The sequence below is a fragment of the Nonomuraea rhizosphaerae genome, assembly GCF_019396405.1.
Lineage (GTDB): Bacteria > Actinomycetota > Actinomycetes > Streptosporangiales > Streptosporangiaceae > Nonomuraea > Nonomuraea rhizosphaerae.
This window is the reverse complement of record NZ_JAHKRL010000166.1, coordinates 23,458-40,124: the sequence shown is the minus strand read 5'-3', so window position 1 is coordinate 40,124 and position 16,667 is coordinate 23,458. Positions and strand designations below refer to the sequence as shown.

General features: G+C 71.8%; 14 protein-coding genes. 7 read left to right on the top strand and 7 right to left on the bottom strand.

Features of this window, described 5'->3' with window-relative positions; all coding sequences use genetic code 11:
* Positions 1 to 363: TetR/AcrR family transcriptional regulator (locus tag KME77_RS08190; protein WP_219463584.1), on the bottom strand; the 363-nt coding region annotated here is incomplete at its 3' end.
* A gap of 179 nt (positions 364 to 542) precedes the next feature.
* On the opposite strand from KME77_RS08190, the gene KME77_RS08185 reads away from it, so the two are divergent.
* Positions 543 to 881, top strand: coding sequence for a hypothetical protein (locus KME77_RS08185; protein WP_219463573.1), 339 nt, complete (start codon positions 543 to 545; stop codon positions 879 to 881).
* Between the two features lie 180 nt (positions 882 to 1,061).
* A complete protein-coding gene (locus tag KME77_RS08180; protein ID WP_219463572.1) occupies positions 1,062 to 2,036 on the top strand; it encodes a serine hydrolase domain-containing protein in 975 nt (324 codons plus the stop codon).
* Positions 2,037 to 2,073: 37 nt separating this feature from the next.
* On the opposite strand, the gene KME77_RS08175 is transcribed toward KME77_RS08180, so the two are convergent.
* The 5 genes from KME77_RS08175 to KME77_RS08155 are packed head-to-tail and all read right to left on the bottom strand — an operon-like array spanning position 2,074 to position 8,815.
* The gene (locus KME77_RS08175) at positions 2,074 to 3,306 is read right to left on the bottom strand and encodes a right-handed parallel beta-helix repeat-containing protein (protein ID WP_246609407.1); all 1,233 of its coding nucleotides are present in this window, start codon (positions 3,304 to 3,306) and stop codon (positions 2,074 to 2,076) included.
* Between the two features lie 56 nt (positions 3,307 to 3,362).
* A complete protein-coding gene (locus tag KME77_RS08170) occupies positions 3,363 to 5,105 on the bottom strand; it encodes a glycoside hydrolase family 13 protein (RefSeq protein WP_246609406.1) in 1,743 nt (580 codons plus the stop codon).
* 6 nt (positions 5,106 to 5,111) lie between these two features.
* A complete protein-coding gene (locus tag KME77_RS08165; protein ID WP_219463570.1) occupies positions 5,112 to 5,957 on the bottom strand; it encodes a sugar ABC transporter permease in 846 nt (281 codons plus the stop codon).
* Positions 5,954 to 7,534 carry an ABC transporter permease subunit gene (locus KME77_RS08160; protein ID WP_219463569.1) on the bottom strand — a complete coding sequence of 527 codons (1,581 nt, stop codon included), beginning with the start codon at positions 7,532 to 7,534 and terminating at the stop codon, positions 5,954 to 5,956. Before KME77_RS08160 ends, KME77_RS08165 begins: the two co-directional genes overlap by 4 nt.
* A 6-nt stretch (positions 7,535 to 7,540) precedes the next feature.
* Positions 7,541 to 8,815 carry a sugar ABC transporter substrate-binding protein gene (locus KME77_RS08155; RefSeq protein WP_219463567.1) on the bottom strand — a complete coding sequence of 425 codons (1,275 nt, stop codon included), beginning with the start codon at positions 8,813 to 8,815 and terminating at the stop codon, positions 7,541 to 7,543.
* A gap of 243 nt (positions 8,816 to 9,058) precedes the next feature.
* Between KME77_RS08155 and KME77_RS08150 the strand changes: the two genes are divergently transcribed.
* The 3 genes from KME77_RS08150 (at position 9,059) to KME77_RS08140 (ending at position 12,978) form a co-directional block, all read left to right on the top strand.
* A complete protein-coding gene (locus KME77_RS08150) occupies positions 9,059 to 10,549 on the top strand; it encodes a glycoside hydrolase family 13 protein (RefSeq protein WP_219463565.1) in 1,491 nt (496 codons plus the stop codon).
* A 205-nt stretch (positions 10,550 to 10,754) separates the two neighbouring features.
* Positions 10,755 to 12,095 (top strand): sensor histidine kinase, encoded by a 1,341-nt coding sequence (locus KME77_RS08145; RefSeq protein ID WP_308250610.1) that lies wholly within the window; start codon positions 10,755 to 10,757, stop codon positions 12,093 to 12,095.
* Positions 12,096 to 12,159: 64 nt separating this feature from the next.
* Positions 12,160 to 12,978 carry an SAM-dependent methyltransferase gene (locus tag KME77_RS08140; RefSeq protein ID WP_219463562.1) on the top strand — a complete coding sequence of 273 codons (819 nt, stop codon included), beginning with the start codon at positions 12,160 to 12,162 and terminating at the stop codon, positions 12,976 to 12,978.
* A gap of 11 nt (positions 12,979 to 12,989) precedes the next feature.
* Here KME77_RS08140 and KME77_RS08135 read toward each other — a convergent pair whose 3' ends face one another.
* Entirely contained in the window at positions 12,990 to 14,327 is a 1,338-nt protein-coding gene (locus KME77_RS08135; RefSeq protein ID WP_219463560.1) for a cation:dicarboxylate symporter family transporter, read from the bottom strand.
* Between the two features lie 105 nt (positions 14,328 to 14,432).
* On the opposite strand from KME77_RS08135, the gene KME77_RS08130 reads away from it, so the two are divergent.
* Both KME77_RS08130 and KME77_RS08125 read left to right on the top strand, forming a co-directional pair.
* Positions 14,433 to 15,941, top strand: coding sequence for a sensor histidine kinase (locus KME77_RS08130; RefSeq protein ID WP_219463557.1), 1,509 nt, complete (start codon positions 14,433 to 14,435; stop codon positions 15,939 to 15,941).
* Complete coding sequence (locus KME77_RS08125) at positions 15,938 to 16,603, top strand: response regulator (RefSeq protein WP_219463555.1); 666 nt, start codon at positions 15,938 to 15,940, stop codon at positions 16,601 to 16,603. Before KME77_RS08130 ends, KME77_RS08125 begins: the two co-directional genes overlap by 4 nt.
* Positions 16,604 to 16,667: the final 64 nt, after the last annotated feature.

The window sequence follows — 16,667 nt, the reverse complement described above, 5'->3', positions numbered from 1 at the left end:
GGGGTAGCCCTCCCGCGGCGGCAGGCCGATGGCCAGCAGGAAGCCGACGAGCGCGTCGTCGGCCGCCATGAGGCCCGGGGTGGCCAGGTGGGTGAGGTTCTCGGCGTGGGCCAGCGCCAGCATGCCGGGGTGGGCGCGGTACCAGGAGCGCAGGTCGCGGCAGTAGGCGCGCAGGCTCTCGCGCCACCGGGACGGGTCGAGGCGCGGCTCCGGCTTGTCCGCCTGGCAGGTGGCCAGCATCTCGCGCAGCAGGTCGTCGCGGTCGCTGACGTAGTTGTAGAGGGCGCGCGGGGACACCTGCAGCTCGGCGGCCACGTTGCGCATGGTCAGCTCGGCGGGGCCGGCCCGGCCGAGCAGGCGCAGCGCGGCGCGGGCGACGCGCTGCCTGGTGAGGGTGGGCCTGCCCGCGCGGTGCTCGGGACGTCGGCGGCCTCGCCGGGGCGGCGGCCAGCCGTGACTTCCTGCTGGGCGACTACCCGGCCGCCGTCCAGGAGCGCTACGGCCGGCCCAGGAGCGAGAAGGGCCGCCGGATCGCGCTGTGGGTGGGCACGCTGTTCTGGGGCGGCTGCTGCGTGCCGCCGGCCACCGTGGCGCTGCTGATGATGCGCGCCGACCTCGGCACCGACCTGGGCTTCTGGACGGCGGCGGCCACGGGAGCGGTCATGTTCACCACCATGTCCCTGTACGACCTGGTGATCCTCGACTGGCTGGTCGTCGCCGCGATCCAGCCGCGCCTGCTGACGCTGCCGGGCACCGAGGGCATGCCGGAGTACCGCGACCTGCGCTTCCACGCCGTGGCGGCGCTCAAGGGCAGCCCGCTGATCCCGATCGTCGGCCTGCTGACGGGCGCGATCGCCGCGGCCCTGGAGGCGCTGGGCTGAAGGCGGTGGAGTATACCCCACCCGAACAGGCAGGTGGACGTGACTGATTCTGAGCGCTCCTCCCGCGACATTTAAGGCATGTCGAAATTGCTCGCCGCCGCTGTCGCCGGCTGTCTCGCCCTTGCCCCTGTCGTCCCGGCTTCCGCCGGCGCGGCGCGTTCACCGCAGTCCTCTCTTGACGTGCTCACCGCCGAGGACGGCATGGCGGGCGCGTTGAGCCAGGTACGGACCCCGGGCGGCGCGGTTCTGACCAGGCGCTCCGGCACCGCGCAGCGGGGCACCGGCAAGCCGATGATCGGCTCCCAGGGGCGCTTCAGGATCGCCAGCGCGAGCAAGCCCGTCATCGCCGCGACCGTGCTGCGGCTGGCCGGCCGGAAGAAGATCGACCTGAACGCCACGGTGGAGCGTTACCTGCCCGGAGTGTTGCGTGGCACCGGCGCCGGCGCCGGGATCGACGGCCGGAAGATCACCGTCCGGATGCTGCTGCAGCAGACCAGCGGCCTGCCCGAGTTCCTCGACGCGATCGACTGGGGACGCCCCCTCCCGGACTTCCTGCGGGTGGCACTGGCGCGCAAGCCCACCGCCCGCGGCTCCTTCGCCTACGCCAACACCAACTACCTCGTCCTCGGCATGATCGTGACCAAGGTGAGCGGCCGGGACTTCCGCCAGGTGAGCCGGGATCTGATCCTCAAGCCGTACGGGATGCGTGACACGTACTGGCCCGCCGAGGGCGACAACGGCATCCGCGGCCCGCACGCGCACACCTACGGTGTGCACCCCGCCCGGCCGCAGGACGGCAAGGTGGACCTGACCGGCCGGTTGCCCACCTACGTGTTCGGGGCCAGCGGCGGCCTGGTCTCCACCCCCGAGGACCTCAACAGGTTCTGGGCCGAGGCCCCGCTGAGCTCGATGACGACCAGGACGGTGCCGGTCGAGCAGGAAGGCTGGCCCGAGGGCGCGCGCTACGGTTACGGCGTCACCCGGATGAGGTCGAGCTGCGGCTACACCTACTTCGCCGCCGGCGACATGCCGGGAGCCGCGGTGTTCACCGGCCGCGACCGGGCCGGACGCGCCGCCACCGTCTACACCACGGGCGTCCCCCGGAACCGGCAGCACCTGATCGACGCCTTCACCAGCGCGATGTGCGAGCGCTGATCCGCCGGGAGCAGGCCGGACCCGCGCGAGGCCGGGGTCAGCGCGGGTAGGCCCCCGCGTCGGGCCTGGCCGGCAGGGACGGCGCTCCGGCGGAGGAGCCGCCGTACCACTCGGGGCCGAGCCGGACGCCGTGGCCCAGCGCCGGGGAGCCGGGCCGCAGGTGCAGGTCCTTGCTGGAGACGAACTTGGGGTCGGCCCGGACGGAGCCGCGCCCCAGCTTGAACCGGAAGGTGCGCCCCATGTACACGCTGCCCGCCTCGTCGGCGCCCTTGCCGTCCTCGTAGCCCGCCTGCCCGCCGACCTTGATCGCGTTGTTGCGGAGCTTGAGTATCGACGGCGAGCAGCCGTCGTGGCAGGACCAGCCGAGCGTCTGCCGGCCGGGCAGGTAGACGGAGTTGTGCACGGCGATCGTGCCCTTGACCGGCCCGACGACGTGCTTGGGCCCGCGGGTGACGAGGAAGGCGCCGCGGCCGCGCGAGGTGGTGACCACGTTGAAGGAGAAGACGTTGCCCGTGGCGGTGCTGCCCTTGGCGGCGCCCAGCTCGGTGAAGGTCAGGTTGTCGCGGCTGATGTTGCGGGTGATCAGGTTGCGGTCGCCGCCGAAGATCTCGACCGCGGCGCCGTCGTAGCCGAAGTCGATGCTGGGGCCGTAGCTGCCGGTGATGGTGTTGCCGCTGACGACGTTGTTGTCGCCGTTGAGCAGGACGCCGAACGCGCCGGAGTCGTTGCCGGGCTCGGAGTCGTTGACGCTCATCCGGTTGTTGTCGGTGATCGTGCTGTCCCTGACGACGTTGCGCGAGCCGGAGGGGGTGATGAGCACGCCGGCGATGTTGTGGTCGGCGCCCACGCCGATCAGCTCGTTGTTGTCGCCGCTCACCTCGAAGCCGGCCCACTGGCAGCGGGAGGCGCGCACGCCGCTGACGCGCCAGTGGTCGCCGCTGACGACGACGCAGTTGCCGTCCATGCCGGTGATGCGGGCCATGGGGCCGGACCCGTAGGCCTGGATGACGATCGGCCTGGCGGCGGTGCCCTTGGCGGCCAGGGTGAGGGTGCCGGTCCATCTGCTGCCGCGTTTGAGGCTGACGGCGTCGCCGGGCTTGAGGTCGGCGGCGGCGATCTTCTCCAGGCTCTTCCAGGGCTTGGTGGCGCTGGTTCCCGCCGCCGAGTCGTCGCCCTTCCTGGAGTCGACGTAGTACGTCGTGCCCGCCCGGGCCTCGGCCGGGAGGGCGGGCAGTAGGGAGGCCACGACGGCCACCGCGAGCAACCTCATGCGCAACACACCACTGTCTAGTTTAAATCTGAACCAGGAGCGCCCACCGTAGCGCCTCAGGACGTAGTGCGCCATATACGGAGCGAAGGGCCATCTCCTGGCAACACATCGGTGTCACAAGCGTTATAAACGCCCTCCATCCGGGCGGGAAGCGAGAGGGCGGGGCCCGGGGCGCGGCGGGCGCACACCAGGAGCGACTCCTCCTCGGTCTCCCGCAGGAAAACCAGGCAGTCGGCGTCGGCGTGCAGCCACCGCAGCCCGCCGCGGCGTAACGCGGGCTCGGCCCTGCGCAGGCCGAACAGCTCCCGGTAGGCCGCCAGCGTCGCCAGGTCCTGGTCGGCGGGCCGGTCCCAGGGCATCGGGGTGCGGGAGTGCTCGCCGTTCACGCCGGTCAGGCCGTACTCGCTGCCGGCGAACACCATCGGCGTGCCCGGCAGCGTCGCCTGGAGGCCGACGGCGACGAGGTGGCGCGCGGCGGAGCCGGTGACGGTCCGTACGCGCGGCGTGTCGTGGGAGTCCAGGAGCTGCCAGGAGTGCGCCAGCGAACGCCACGACGCGCCCGCCGCGAAGGCGCGGAACGTGGCCAGCGTCTGGAGCCCGTCGCGCGGCGGCACCCCGCCCGGCACGCCGAGGAAGGTGGGCAGGTCCAGGCCGGGCGAGCGCAGCCAGGACCAGACGGGGCGGGTGAAGCCGCCGTAGTTCATGGTGCCGTGCCAGCCGTCGCGGTCGAGGTCGGGCGAGGCGTCGTGGCAGTGCTCGGCGATGAGCGCGGCGCCGGGGCCGCTCTCGCGGCGCAGCAGGCGGGCGGCCTCGTGGTTGTGGTCCTCGGTGCCGTGCCTGCCGGTCATGTTCGCCACGTCCACCCGCCAGCCGTCGAACGGGCCGAGCCAGCGGCGCAGCACGGCCGGCACGCGGGCGCGGACCAGGTCGCTGCCCCAGTTGAGCTTGGGCAGGGACCTGACGCCGTACCAGGACTCGTAGTCGTCGCCGTCGAAGTAGAACATCTCGCGCTCGGGGCCGCCGGCCAGCGCGGCGGTGAACCACGGGTGGGAGCTGCCGCAGTGGTTGGTGGTGATGTCGCCGAGCAGCCGCATGCCGCGCGCGTGCACCGCGTCCGCGAGCCGGTCCAGCGCCTCGTCACCGCCGAGCAGCGGGTCGACGCGGTCGAAGGCGGCGGCGTCGTAGCGGTGGTTGGAGCGGGCGGGGAAGATCGGCGTCAGGTAGACGGTGTCGGCGCCGAGCGCCGCGATGTGGTCGAGCCGCCCGGTGATGCCGTCGAGGTCGCCGCCGTAGAACTGCCGGCCGGTTCCGGGCCCCTCGGCCTGGACCGGATCCTGGTCCCAGTCGCGTGGCAGCGCCCAGTCCGGCAGCTCGCGCATGGGCCGTGACCTAGCGAAACGGTCAGGGAAGACCTGGTAGACGATCGCGTCGGCCAGCCAGGCGGGCGGCGGCTCGTGGGTGAGGAGCCGGAAGTCGGTGGCGTCGGTGACGTCATGGTCGAAGAGCCCGGCCGCGGTCAGCCACGACCGCCCGTCGATGAGGAACCGGTACGGGGTGACGGGGTTGGCGGCGACGAGGTCGGCCCGCCACCAGTCGCCGTCCCCCTCGAACCGGGTGGCGCTGAAGCGGGTGGCGGGCCGGGCCTGGACGAAGCGCGGCTCGCCGTCGCGCACCGTGCGCACGTGGACCTCACGTGCCCGCCCGCGCAGCCAGACCGTCACCGTGGAGCCCGGTGACGGTCTCTGGTCGCCGACGTACAGTGCCGACCCGTCGTGGTGCGGCACGCCGAGGAAACGCAATGGCCCCTACCCCTTGACGGCTCCGGCCGTCAGCCCGGAGACGATGTACTTCTGCAGCCACAGGAACACCCCGACCGTCGGGACGGCCGTGAGCAGCGTGGCCGCGGCGAACATGCCGAAGTTCGCGTTGCGCTGGTCCCCCGCGATCATCCCGTACATGCCCACCGCCAGTGTCTTGCTCTCCGGGTCGCGAAGGAAAACATTGGCCATGATGAACTCGCTCATCGTCCCGATGAAGGCCAGCAGCGCGGTGACGGCGAGGATCGGCGTGACCAGCGGCATGATCACCCGCCAGAAGATCTGCGCGTGCGAGGCCCCGTCCACCGTGGCGGCCTCGTCCAGTTCCTTGGGGACGGTGTCGAGGAAGCCCTTCATCAGCCACGTGTTCACGCCCAGCGCGCCGCCCAGGTAGAGCAGCAGCAGCCCCCACACCGTGTTGAACCCGAACGCCGGGTACATCTCGGTCACCTTGGTGAAGATGATGAAGATCGTCACGATGGCCAGGAACTGCGGGAACATCTGGATGAGCAGCAGCGCCAGCAGCCCCGTCCTGCGCCCGGCGAAACGCATCCTGCTGAAGGCGTAGGCGGCCAGCATCGACAGCAGCAGGCTGGCGAAGGAGGAGGCCAGCGCGATGAACACCGAGTTGAGGAACCAGCGGGCGAACGGATAGGTGTCGGAGGCGAACAGGTCGCCGAAGTTGCCCAGGCTCGCCCCCTTCGGCAGCAGCTCGGTCGAGGCCAGCGTGCCGAGCGGGTTGATCGCGGCCGAGACCACGAACACGATCGGCAACAGCGCGAAGGCGCACACGACCAGCACGAACACGTGCCGCAGCGTCAACGAGAGCTTCACGCGTAGACCTCCTCCTGCCTGCGGGTGCGCCGGAACGTCACGGCCGAGATGATCGCCACGATCGCGAAGATGAACACCGAGATCGCCGCGGCGAAGCCGAACTGCGCCCCACCCGTGCCGAACGCCAGCCTGAACGTGTACGTGATGAGCAGGTCGGTCGCCCCCACCTGCGGGCTCTCGGCCGGGAACGGCCCGCCCTCGCTGGTCAGCGCGATCGCGTTGAAGTTGTTGAAGTTGAACGCGAACGACGAGATCAGCAGCGGCGTCAGCGCCACCAGCAGCAGCGGCAGCGTCACCCGGCGGAAGCCGTTCCACGGCGTCGCCCCGTCGATGGAGGCGGCCTCGGTCAGCTCGCGCGGGATCGCCTGCAGCGCCCCGGTCGTCACCAGGAACATGTACGGGAAGCCGAGCCACAGGTTGACCAGCACGACCGCGAACCTGGCCGTGGACGGCTGGCCCATCCAGTCCACGTCCACCCCGAAGAGCTGGTTGATCAGGCCGAAGTCGCGGTTGAACATGTCCCGCCAGACCAGCAGCATCGCGAACGACGGCATCGCGTACGGCAGGATCAGCGCGATCCGGTACGCCTTGGTGCCGCGCATGCGCGGATGGTGCAGCGCCAGCGCCACCGCCATGCCGAGCGCGAACGTGGTGCCGACGCTGGCCAGCGCGAACACCACGTTCCACCCGAAGACGCCGGCGAAGTAGCGGGAGATCGTCGGGTCGGTCACCACCCGGGCGAAGTTCGAGAGGCCGACGTTGACCTGCCAGCCCTGCGCCAGGTGCTGTCCCTTGGCGTTGACGAAGTAGCCCTGGCCCTCGTCGGCCGCCCACCGGTCGCCCTCGCCCTGGACGCAGTCGCAGCGCGCGTCGTAGACGAGCGTGGCCCGGCCCTCGACCGCGCGGCTCAGGCCGTTCGCCTTGATCAGCCCGCCGGGGGTGGGCACGGACAGGGCCGTGACGTCCTGTCCCCTGGCGGCGGCCTGGGGCGCGGTCAGCACGGTGTAGCCGGGCGCCCTGAGCACCTTGCCGGTCACGCCGACCTGGGCTCCGGGCACCGGCGTGAGCCCGGCCGCGTCACCCGCCTGCACCTGCTTGGTCGCCGGGTCCACCAGCAGGAAGACCAGCGCCTCGCCCTTGAGCGCGGCGGTCAGGCTGTACTCGGGCGAGCCGGGCGCCTGCCGCACCGAGCCCGACTCGATGGCGGTGATCGCGGCCCGCTTGTCGCCGCGGTGGCCGTCGCCGAAGTTCGTGAACGCCGTGCTCACCGTGTAGAGGACCGGGAACACCTGGAAGGCGATGAGGAACACGGTGCCCGGGATCAGGTACTTGGCCGGGACGAAGCGGCGGGTCAGGTAGAGGTAGGCGATGGCCGCGGTGGCGGCGCACAGGATCACCACGGCCGGCCACGACCGGGCCGCCACCAGCGGCGGCAGGGCGTAGAGCAGGAGCGCGGCGGCCACGGCGAGCACCGCGATCCTGCTCACCAGGAAGGCCGTGGTGATCTCCCGGCGGGGCTTGGGGGGCGCGTGCGCCCCCCTCGCCTCACGGACGTCCACGGCGGGCGGGGACGACATGACGGCTCAGTTCTTGAGCGAGCTGTCGATGGCCTTCTGCGCGGCCTCGGCGGCCTTGGCCGCGTCGCCGCCCTTGACGACCGCAGCCTCGGCGATGCCGAACGGCTCCCACACCGCCTGCATCTCCGGGATGGCGGGCATCGGCATGCCGTTCTTGCCGGCGTCCATGAACTTGCCGGCGTCCGGGTCGCTCGCCCCGACCTCCTGCAGCGCCTCGGTCAGCGCCGGCGGGCGGGGGTCGGCCGCGTACAGGGCCTTGGCGACGTCCTTGTTGGTCACGTAGTTGGCGACGAACTCCTGCGCCAGGGCCTTGTTCTTGCCCTTGGAGGCGACGAAGAACGACTGGACGCCGACGAACGGGGTGGCCGGCTTGCCGTCCTTGAACGACGGGACGGGCGTGATGTCGTAGGAGATGCCGCCCTTCTTCACGTCGCCCATGGCCCACGGGCCCGAGATGAGGTAGGCGCACTTGCCGCCGGCGAAGCTGGAGATGTAGTTCTCGTTGGTGATGGACGTCTTGAGCGCGCCGTCACCCTTCTCCCCGAGGTCCTTCAGCTTGCCGAACGCCTTGACCGACTCGGGCGAGCCGAGCAGCACCTTCTTGGGGTCGGGGTCGCCGGAGGCGGTGGTGCCGAACAGCGAGCCGCCGCCCGCCGCGAAGATCGGGTAGACGTGGAAGGCGTCGCCCTTCTGCGCCACCGGCAGGCAGAGCACCTCCTTGACCTTGCCCGCCTCCTTGAGCGCCTTGCCCTGCTTGACCATGTCCTCCAGGGTCGCGGGGGCGTCGGGGGCGAGCTTGGTGTTGCGGATCAGCGCGATGTTCTCGACCGCGTACGGGGCGCCGTACACCTGGCCGTCGAACGTGACCGCCTTCATGGCGATCTCCGGGAACGCGGCCTTCTGGGCGTCGGTGAGGTTGACCGGCTCGATGGCGCCGTTCTGCACCATGTTGCCGATCCAGTCGTGCGCGCCGACCATGATGTCCGGGCCGCTGCCCTGCTGGGAGGCGGTCAGGAACGTCTGCTGGTTGTCCTTGCTGATCTCCTTGACCTCGACGCTCACGCCGTTCTCGGTGCCGAACTGCTCGGCGAACGGCTTGAGCGCCTTGACCCGGTTGGGGTCGGCCCAGATCACCAGTTTGCCCCCTTGGGCCTGGGTGGCGGCGGCGCTGGGGGCCGCCGAGCCGGTCGCGGAGGGGGTGGCGGGCTGCGACCCGCCGCAGGCCGTGGCGGCTAACGCAAGAGTGGTGAGTGCGGCCACGCCCAGAGCTCGCGTGCGCATGGGACCTCCTGGGATCACGGGCTTGTGTTTCCGGGACGTTAGCCGCTCTTTGCAAGAATTGGAAGAACTTGCGAAAGAGCGTTACCCGATCCAGATCCGCCCGGCGCTTCCCCTGACCTCGCCACCTTGAGTATCCAGAGATAGGGGACCCCGACTGCAACTTTCCGCAACTTACACTTGACCATGAACGGCCGGCGGGTCATCCTGCACCAGACATCACGCATCCGACCGGGGGGAAACAGCATGCTCGGCAACGACGACTGGTGGCGGGACGCGGTCGTGTACCAGGTCTACCCGCGCAGCTTCGCCGACGCGAACGGCGACGGCACGGGTGACCTGCCGGGGGTGCGGCAGCGGCTCGGATACCTGTCCGAGCTGGGCGTGGACGCCATCTGGCTGAGCCCCTTCTACACCTCCCCGATGGCCGACGGCGGCTACGACGTGGCCGACTACCGCGACGTCGACCCGATGTTCGGCACGCTGGCCGACCTCGACGGGCTGATCACCGACGCGCACGCCCTGGGCATCAGGGTGATCGTGGACCTCGTGCCGAACCACTCCTCCGACCGGCACCCCTGGTTCCAGGCGGGATTGCGCGACCGGTACGTCTTCCGCGACCGCCCCAACGACTGGGAGTCCGTCTTCGGCGGCCCCGCCTGGACCCAGGTCGCCGACGGGCAGTGGTACCTGCACCTGTTCGCGCCCGAGCAGCCGGACCTCAACTGGGACAACCCGGACGTACGGGCGGAGTTCCGCGACATCCTGCGGTTCTGGCTGGATCGCGGGGTGGACGGCTTCCGGGTGGACGTGGCGCACGGCATGATCAAGGCCGACGGGCTGCCCGACGTCGGGCCGAAGGACGGCCGCCAGGCCGAGATGCTCGGCACGGAGAGCGTCCCGTACTTCGACCAGGACGGCGTGCACGACATCTACCGCGAGTGGCGGCCGATCCTCGACTCCTACCCGGGCGGCCGGATGGCCGTGGCCGAGGCGTGGGTGTCCACGCCGGAGCGCCTGGCCCGCTACGTCGGCCCCGACGAGCTGCACCAGGCGTTCAACTTCGACTTCATGGTCGCCGACTTCCACGCCAAGTCCTTCCGCGCGGTCATCGAGAAGTCCCTGGCCGAGGCCGAGATGGTCGGCGCGCCCACCACCTGGGTGCTGTCCAACCACGACAAGCCCCGCCACGTCACCCGCCACGGCGGCCTGGCCAGGGCGAACGCCGCCACGCTGCTCATGCTGGCGCTGCCCGGCTCGGCCTACCTCTACAACGGCGAGGAGCTGGGCCTGCCGGAGGTGCTCGACCTGCCGGACGAGCTGCGCCAGGACCCGGCGTTCAAGCGCCGCGGCGAGAGCCGCGACGGCTGCCGTGTCCCGATCCCGTGGACCTCCGCCCCCGGGTACGGCTGGCGCGAGCCGTGGCTGCCGATCCCCGACTCGTGGGCGCTGCTGTCGGCCGAGGCCCAGGAGAACGACCCCGGCTCGACGCTGAACCTCTACCGCAGGGCGCTGCGCCTGCGCAAGGAGCACCCCGCGCTCGGCGGCGGCACGCTGACCTGGCTGGACTCGGCGAAGGACGTCCTGGCGATCGAACGCTCCCCCGGCCTGGTCGTCGTGCTGAACACGGGCGAGACGGCGGTGGAGCTGCCGGCCGGCGAGGTCGTGCTGTCCAGCGGCCCGCTCACCGCCGAGGGCGCCCTCCCGCCGGACACCACGGTGTGGCTCCAGACCTGACGGTGCGGCTCCGGACCTGACGGTGCGGCTCCGGACCTGACGGTGCGGCTCCAGCCTGAGGACGGCGCGAGGGCGGCGGCGGGCGAGGGCGTCCCGACCATGGGGCAAACTTTCCCTTGACGCGGCATATCCCGGCAATCACGGTGAGTAGCCTCAGGGAGTGTCACGCCTTTGGGCGAGGTCCCTTCGCGGCCGCGTCACGCTCGTGGCAGCGGCCGTCGCCACCGCCGTGCTGGTCCCCGCGGGGATCGGCGGAGTCGCGCTGACCAGGTCCGTGATCGAGTCGAACGTGTGGCACGACACCCGCGACCTCGCCGAGCGGGTGGCGGCGCAGGCCCGCGCGGGCGACCTGTCCCGCGGCGCCGAGCCGGTGGTGCCCAACCCGTCCGTGGACATGGTCCAGGTGGTCGCCCCCGACGGCCGCGTGGAGTCGGCCAGCGACAGCGCCCGCAGGCTGCCGCCCCTGAGCGACGTCCGGCCCACCCCGGACCACCGGGTCCTCAGCACCACGAGCTGCCTGCCCGGCATGTGCTTGCACCTGACGGCCGTGCGCACGTCGCCGGACGCCGGCGCGCGCGTCGTCTACGCCGGGCGCGCCACCCCCAGGATCCTGGCCACGCACACCCTGGACGTGGTGGTGCTGGTCCAGATCGCCGCCCTCATCGCGCTGGCCACCTGGGCGACCTGGCTGGTCATGGGCCGGGCGCTGCGCCCGGTCGGGGCGATGCGGGCCGAGCTGGACGAGGTCAACGCCAGCGACCTGAGCCGCCGGGTCACCCAGCCGCCCGGGGACGACGAGGTCGCCCAGCTCGCCAGGTCCGTCAACGGCACGCTGGCCCGTCTGGAACGCTCGGCGCACCAGCAGCGGCAGTTCGCCTCCGACGCCTCGCACGAGCTGCGCACACCCATCGCCGGGCTGCGCGCCCAGCTGGAGAGCGCCCAGCTCTACCCCGACGACACCGACCTCGGCGCGCTGGTGGACAGCGCCCTGCGCGACACCGACCGCCTGGAGGCCATCATGACCGACCTGCTGCTGCTGGCCAGGATCGGCTCGCGCGTGGACATGGCCAAGGAACCCGTCGACCTGGGCGGCCTGGTCCGCGACGAGCTGGCCGTGCGCGGCGGCAAGCTGCCCGTGCGCGTGAGGCTGGCCGAGGGGGTCGTCGTGGAGGGCGTACGGCTGCAGCTCGCCAGGGTCCTGACGAACCTGCTGGACAACGCCCAGCGCCACGCGGAGCGCACCGTCCGCGTCACGGTCACCAGGGAGCCGGACGCCAGGGAGCCGGGCGCCGGTGACGCGGGCGCCGGTGACGGGGGCACGGCCGTGCTGGCGGTGGAGAACGACGGCGCCGAGATCGCGCCGCAGGACCGCGAGCGCATCTTCGAGCGCTTCACCCGCCTGGACGCCGCCCGCAGCCGCGACGCGGGCGGCACCGGGCTCGGGCTGGCGATCGCGCGGGACGTCGCGCTGGCGCACCGCGGCGAGATCCGCGCCGAGGACTGCCCGGGCGGCGCCAGGTTCGTGCTGCGCCTGCCCGCCCTGTGAGAGCCTCGCGCCGGAAACGACCCGCGCCGTGAACGGCGCGCCTCCTTCTGCGAGCATGGGGCGCATGACGGAGCCGGCGCCGCGAGGCGTGAACCCGTACACGCCCAACGCGGCGCGGATGTACGACTACTTCCTCGGCGGCAAGGACAACTTCAAGGCCGACCGGGCCCTGGCCGCCCTGGTGGAAGGGGTCTTCCCCGAGGTCAGGGAGGGCGCCCGGCAGAACAGGAAGCTCATCGGCCGGGTGGTCGAGTACCTGTGCCGGCAGGGCGTCACCCAGTTCCTCGACCTGGGCTCCGGCCTGCCCGCGCGGGAGAACGTCCACGAGGTGGCGCAACGCTTCCGGCCCGAGGCGCAGGTCGTCTACGTCGACAACGACCCCGTCGTCGCCACGCACGGCCGCGCCCTGCTGGCCGACCCGCGGCGGGTCGCGATGGTGCTGGCCGACGGCCGCGAGCCGGAGAAGGTCCTCGGCCATCCCGACGTGCGGGCCGTGCTGGACCTCGACCGGCCGGTGGCGGTGCTGATGATGTTCTTCCTGCACCTGGTCCCGGACGAGGACGAGCCGCACCGGTTCGTGGCCGCCTACCGGCAGGCGCTGGCGCCCGGCAGCTACCTGGCGATCTCGCACGTCGGCACCGACGCGGAGCCGGAGCGGCTGGCCCGGGTCAGCGCGTTCTACCAGCGGGCCAACCTGCCGTTCTGCCCGCGGCCGGGCATCGAGATCGGCCGCTTCTTCGGCGACTTCGAGCTGGTCGAGCCGGGGCTGGCCAACGGGCTCGGCCCCGAGGTCGGCTGGCCGTTCGCCGACCCCGAGGATGCGCGGTTCATCGACAAGGAGCTGGCCAGGATGGGGTACGCGGGCATCGGCCGCAAGCCCTGACCTCTCGCGGGTCACACGGGGGACATCTCGCGGCGTTCCTCCTCGGCCGGCGGCTCGGGCCGGTCCTCCTCCTCGTCCAGCAGCGTCGCCTCGTCGAACGGCGCGTTCCCGGACAGCACCTGCGCGGCCCGCTCCCGGTCGAGGTCGCCCGTCCACGTGGCCACGAGCAGGGTGCCGACCGCGTTGCCGGCGAAGTTCGTCAGCGCCCGCGCCTCGGACATGAAGCGGTCGATGCCGACGATGAGGCCGACGCCGTCGACCAGCTCGGGCCGGTGCGACTGCAGGCCGCCGGCCAGGGTGGCCAGGCCCGCGCCGGTGACGCCCGCGGCGCCCTTGGAGGCGACCATCATGAACAGCAGCAGCGCGATCTGCTCGCCGAACTGCAGCGGCGCCCCGGTGGCCGAGGCGATGAACAGGGTGGCCATGGTCAGGTAGATCGCGGTGCCGTCGAGGTTGAAGGAGTAGCCGGTCGGCACGGTGATGCCGGCGACGGTCCGGCTGACCCCCATGTGCTCCATCTTGGCGATCAGGCGCGGCAGCGCGACCTCCGACGACGACGTGGACAGGATCAGCAGGAACTCGCGGCCCAGGTACCGGAACAGCGGCCAGATCCCGATCCTGACCACGGCCCACAGCAGCGGGCCGAGGACGAGGCCGACGAACAGCAGGCAGGTCACGTAGAAGGCGGCCATGATGATGGCCAGGCTCTGCAGCGCCTTGACGCCGGTGGCCCCGACGACCGCGGCGATGGCGCCGAAGGCGCCGACGGGCGCGGCCCACATGACCATGCCCAGGATGCGGAAGACCAGCCGCTGGATGTGCTCGATGGCCGTCAGGACGGGCGTCCCCTTGGGCCCCATGGCCTGCAGCGCGAAGCCGACGAGCAGCGCGACCAGCAGCGTCTGGAGCGTCTGCCCCTCGGTGAAGGCCGACACCAGCGTGGCCGGGATGATGCCGAGCAGGAAGTCGGAGGTCCCGGAGGCGGCGCCCTTGGCGGCCTCGTCCTCGGCGGCCTTCTTGGCGGCGTCGGTGAGCTGCAGGCCGGAGCCGGGGTCGATGAGGTTGCCCACCACCAGCCCGATGATCAGGGCGACCGTGGACATCAGCAGGAAGTAGCCGATGGTGAGTCCGCCGACCTTGCCGACCTTGGCGGCCCTGGTGACCGAGCCGATGCCGAGCACGATCGTGCAGAAGATGATCGGGCTGATCATCATCCTGATCAGGTTGACGAAACCGGTGCCGAGGGGCTTCAGCGCCTGCCCGGCGTCCGGCCAGAGGAAGCCGACCATGATCCCTAGCAGCACCGCCGCGATGACGGCCAGGTAGAGATAGCGGGTGCGATCACGCATGGGGGGTCTCCGGTCGCTATGTGTGAAACAGCTGACCGTGCGACTATCTGCCCAGTGGTGACGCAGGTCACCATTGCGTAAGTTTCGTTCACCGGAAGGGTTCCGATGCGCCGCTGGAGCCTGGCGGGCCAGATGCTGGCCCTGCAACTGCTGGTGGTGACCGTCCTGATGGCGGGCGCCACCGCGCTGGTCGTCGCCTTCGCGGGATGGCTGGTCAAGGCCGAGGCGGCGGCCTCGGCCAGGGCGGCGACGGTCACGGTCGCCGCCTCACCGGACGTGCTGGCCGCGCTGGAGGAGCCGTCGCCGAGCGGGCGGCTGCAGCCGTTCGCCGAGCGGGTGCGCGCCGAGGCCGGCCTGGACTTCGTCACCATCATGAAACCCGACGGCACCCGCTACACCCACCCGAACCCGGCGGAGATCGGCAAGCGCTTCCTCGGCCACACCGGGCCGGCGCTGCACGGCGAGACCTTCACCGAGACGTACACGGGCACGCTCGGCCCGTCGGTCCGCGCCGTCGCCCCCATCGTCGTGGACGGCGAGGTGCGGGCGCTGGTCAGCGCGGGCATCAAGATCGAGAAGGTGAGCGCCAGCCTGCGCGGCTCGCTCGTCCTGATCGGCCTGATCGCGCTGCTCGGCCTCGCGCTGGCCGCGGCGGGCACGTGGCTGGTGACGGCCCGGCTGCGCCGGCAGACCCTCGGGCTGGGGCCGGTCGAGCTGGCCCGCATCCACGGGCACCACGACGCGGTGCTGCACGCCGTACGGGAGGGGCTGCTGCTGGTCGGCCGGGACGGCACGCTCACCCTGTGCAACGACGCGGCGCGGCGGCTCCTGGACCTGCCCGCGGACGCCGAGGGCAGGCGCCTGGAGGAGCTGGGCCTGTCGGAGGTGCTCGGCGCGGGCCAGGAGGAGCGGGTGCACCTGGTCGGCGACCGCGTCCTGGCCGTCAACGGCGCCGCCGGCGAGCTGGGCACGGTCGTGACCGTGCGCGACCACACCGAGCTGCAGGCGCTGGCCGGGCAGCTCGACGCCGAGCGCGGGTTCGCCGAGTCGCTGCGGTCGGCGGCGCACGAGTCGGCCAACCGGCTGCACACGGTGATCACGCTGGTGGAGCTGGGCCGCACGGAGCAGGCGGTGGCGTTCGGGACAGCCGAGCTGCGGGCGGCGCAGGAGCTGACCGACCGGGTGGTGGGCGCGGTGCGCGAGCCGGTGCTGGCGGCGCTGCTGCTGGGCAAGAGCGCCGAGGCGGCCGAACGCGGCGGCGAGCTGGTCGTGCACGAGGACAGTGAGCTGGACAGCGAGCTGGAGGAGCTGGGGCTCGACGCCAGGGAGCTGGTGACGATCGTCGGCAACCTGATCGACAACGCGATCGAGGCGGCCACGCGGGTGGAGGTGCTGCTGCGGGCCGGTGGCGACGGCTTCCTCGTCAGGGTCGCCGACGACGGCCCCGGGCTGACCGCGCCGGACGCGTTCAGGAGGGGCTGGACGACCAAGGGCGACGGGCACGGGCTCGGCCTGGCGCTGGTCGGGCAGGCGGTGCGCAGGTGCGGCGGCACGATCGAGGTCGACGGGTCGGTGTTCACCGTGCGGCTGCCGGTGCGGGAGCAGGTCCGATGATCTCGGTGCTGGTGGTGGAGGACGAGGAGATCACCGCCGAGGCCAACCGCCTCTACGTCGGCCGGGTGCCGGGCTTCGAGGTGGCGGGCGTGGTCCGCTCGGGCGGGGAGGCGCTGCGGTTCCTGCGCCGGCGGCGGGTCGACCTGATCCTGCTCGACCTGTACCTGCCGGACATGCACGGGCTGGAGGTCTGCCGGGCCGTACGGGCCGGCGGGCTGCTGTGCGACGTGATCGCGGTGACCTCGGCGCGGGACCTGGAGATGGTCAGGTCGGCGGTGTCGCTGGGCATCTCCCAGTACCTTCTCAAGCCGTTCACCTTCGCGACACTCAACGAGAAGCTGACCCGCTACGCCCGGTTCAGGGAGGAGGCCGGGGAGATCGTTGGGCAGGGCGACGTGGACCGGGTGCTCGGCACCCTGCGCGGCCGCTCCGAGCTGCCCAAAGGCCTGGCCCGCGACACCCTGGACACGATCGCCGCCGAGCTGCGGGCCAGCCCGGAGGGGATGTCGGCGCAGGCCGCCGGCACCGCCGCCGGGGTGTCGAGGGTGACGGCCCGCCGCTACCTGGAACACCTGGTGGAGCTGGGGGTCGCGGTGCGCATGCCGCAGTACGGCGGGGTGGGCCGTCCAGAGTTGCTCTACCGGATCCCCATGGAAAGTTAATGGGCGAGACGCTGCCAGTTCAATCCGGGCCTCTAGCTTCTGGGTGCAACCCGTAAGCACTGAG

Excerpts from the sequence above, each read along its gene's own strand:
- KME77_RS08160 (WP_219463569.1), bottom strand. The coding sequence starts at position 7,534 with ATGTCGTCCCCGCCCGCCGTGGACGTCCGTGAGGCGAGGGGGGCGCAC.
- KME77_RS08155 (WP_219463567.1), bottom strand. The coding sequence starts at position 8,815 with ATGCGCACGCGAGCTCTGGGCGTGGCCGCACTCACCACTCTTGCGTTA.
- KME77_RS08130 (WP_219463557.1), top strand. The coding sequence starts at position 14,433 with ATGCGCCGCTGGAGCCTGGCGGGCCAGATGCTGGCCCTGCAACTGCTG.
- KME77_RS08175 (WP_246609407.1), bottom strand. The coding sequence starts at position 3,306 with ATGAGGTTGCTCGCGGTGGCCGTCGTGGCCTCCCTACTGCCCGCCCTC.
- KME77_RS08140 (WP_219463562.1), top strand. The coding sequence starts at position 12,160 with ATGACGGAGCCGGCGCCGCGAGGCGTGAACCCGTACACGCCCAACGCG.
- KME77_RS08150 (WP_219463565.1), top strand. The coding sequence starts at position 9,059 with ATGCTCGGCAACGACGACTGGTGGCGGGACGCGGTCGTGTACCAGGTC.
- KME77_RS08135 (WP_219463560.1), bottom strand. The coding sequence starts at position 14,327 with ATGCGTGATCGCACCCGCTATCTCTACCTGGCCGTCATCGCGGCGGTG.
- KME77_RS08125 (WP_219463555.1), top strand. The coding sequence starts at position 15,938 with ATGATCTCGGTGCTGGTGGTGGAGGACGAGGAGATCACCGCCGAGGCC.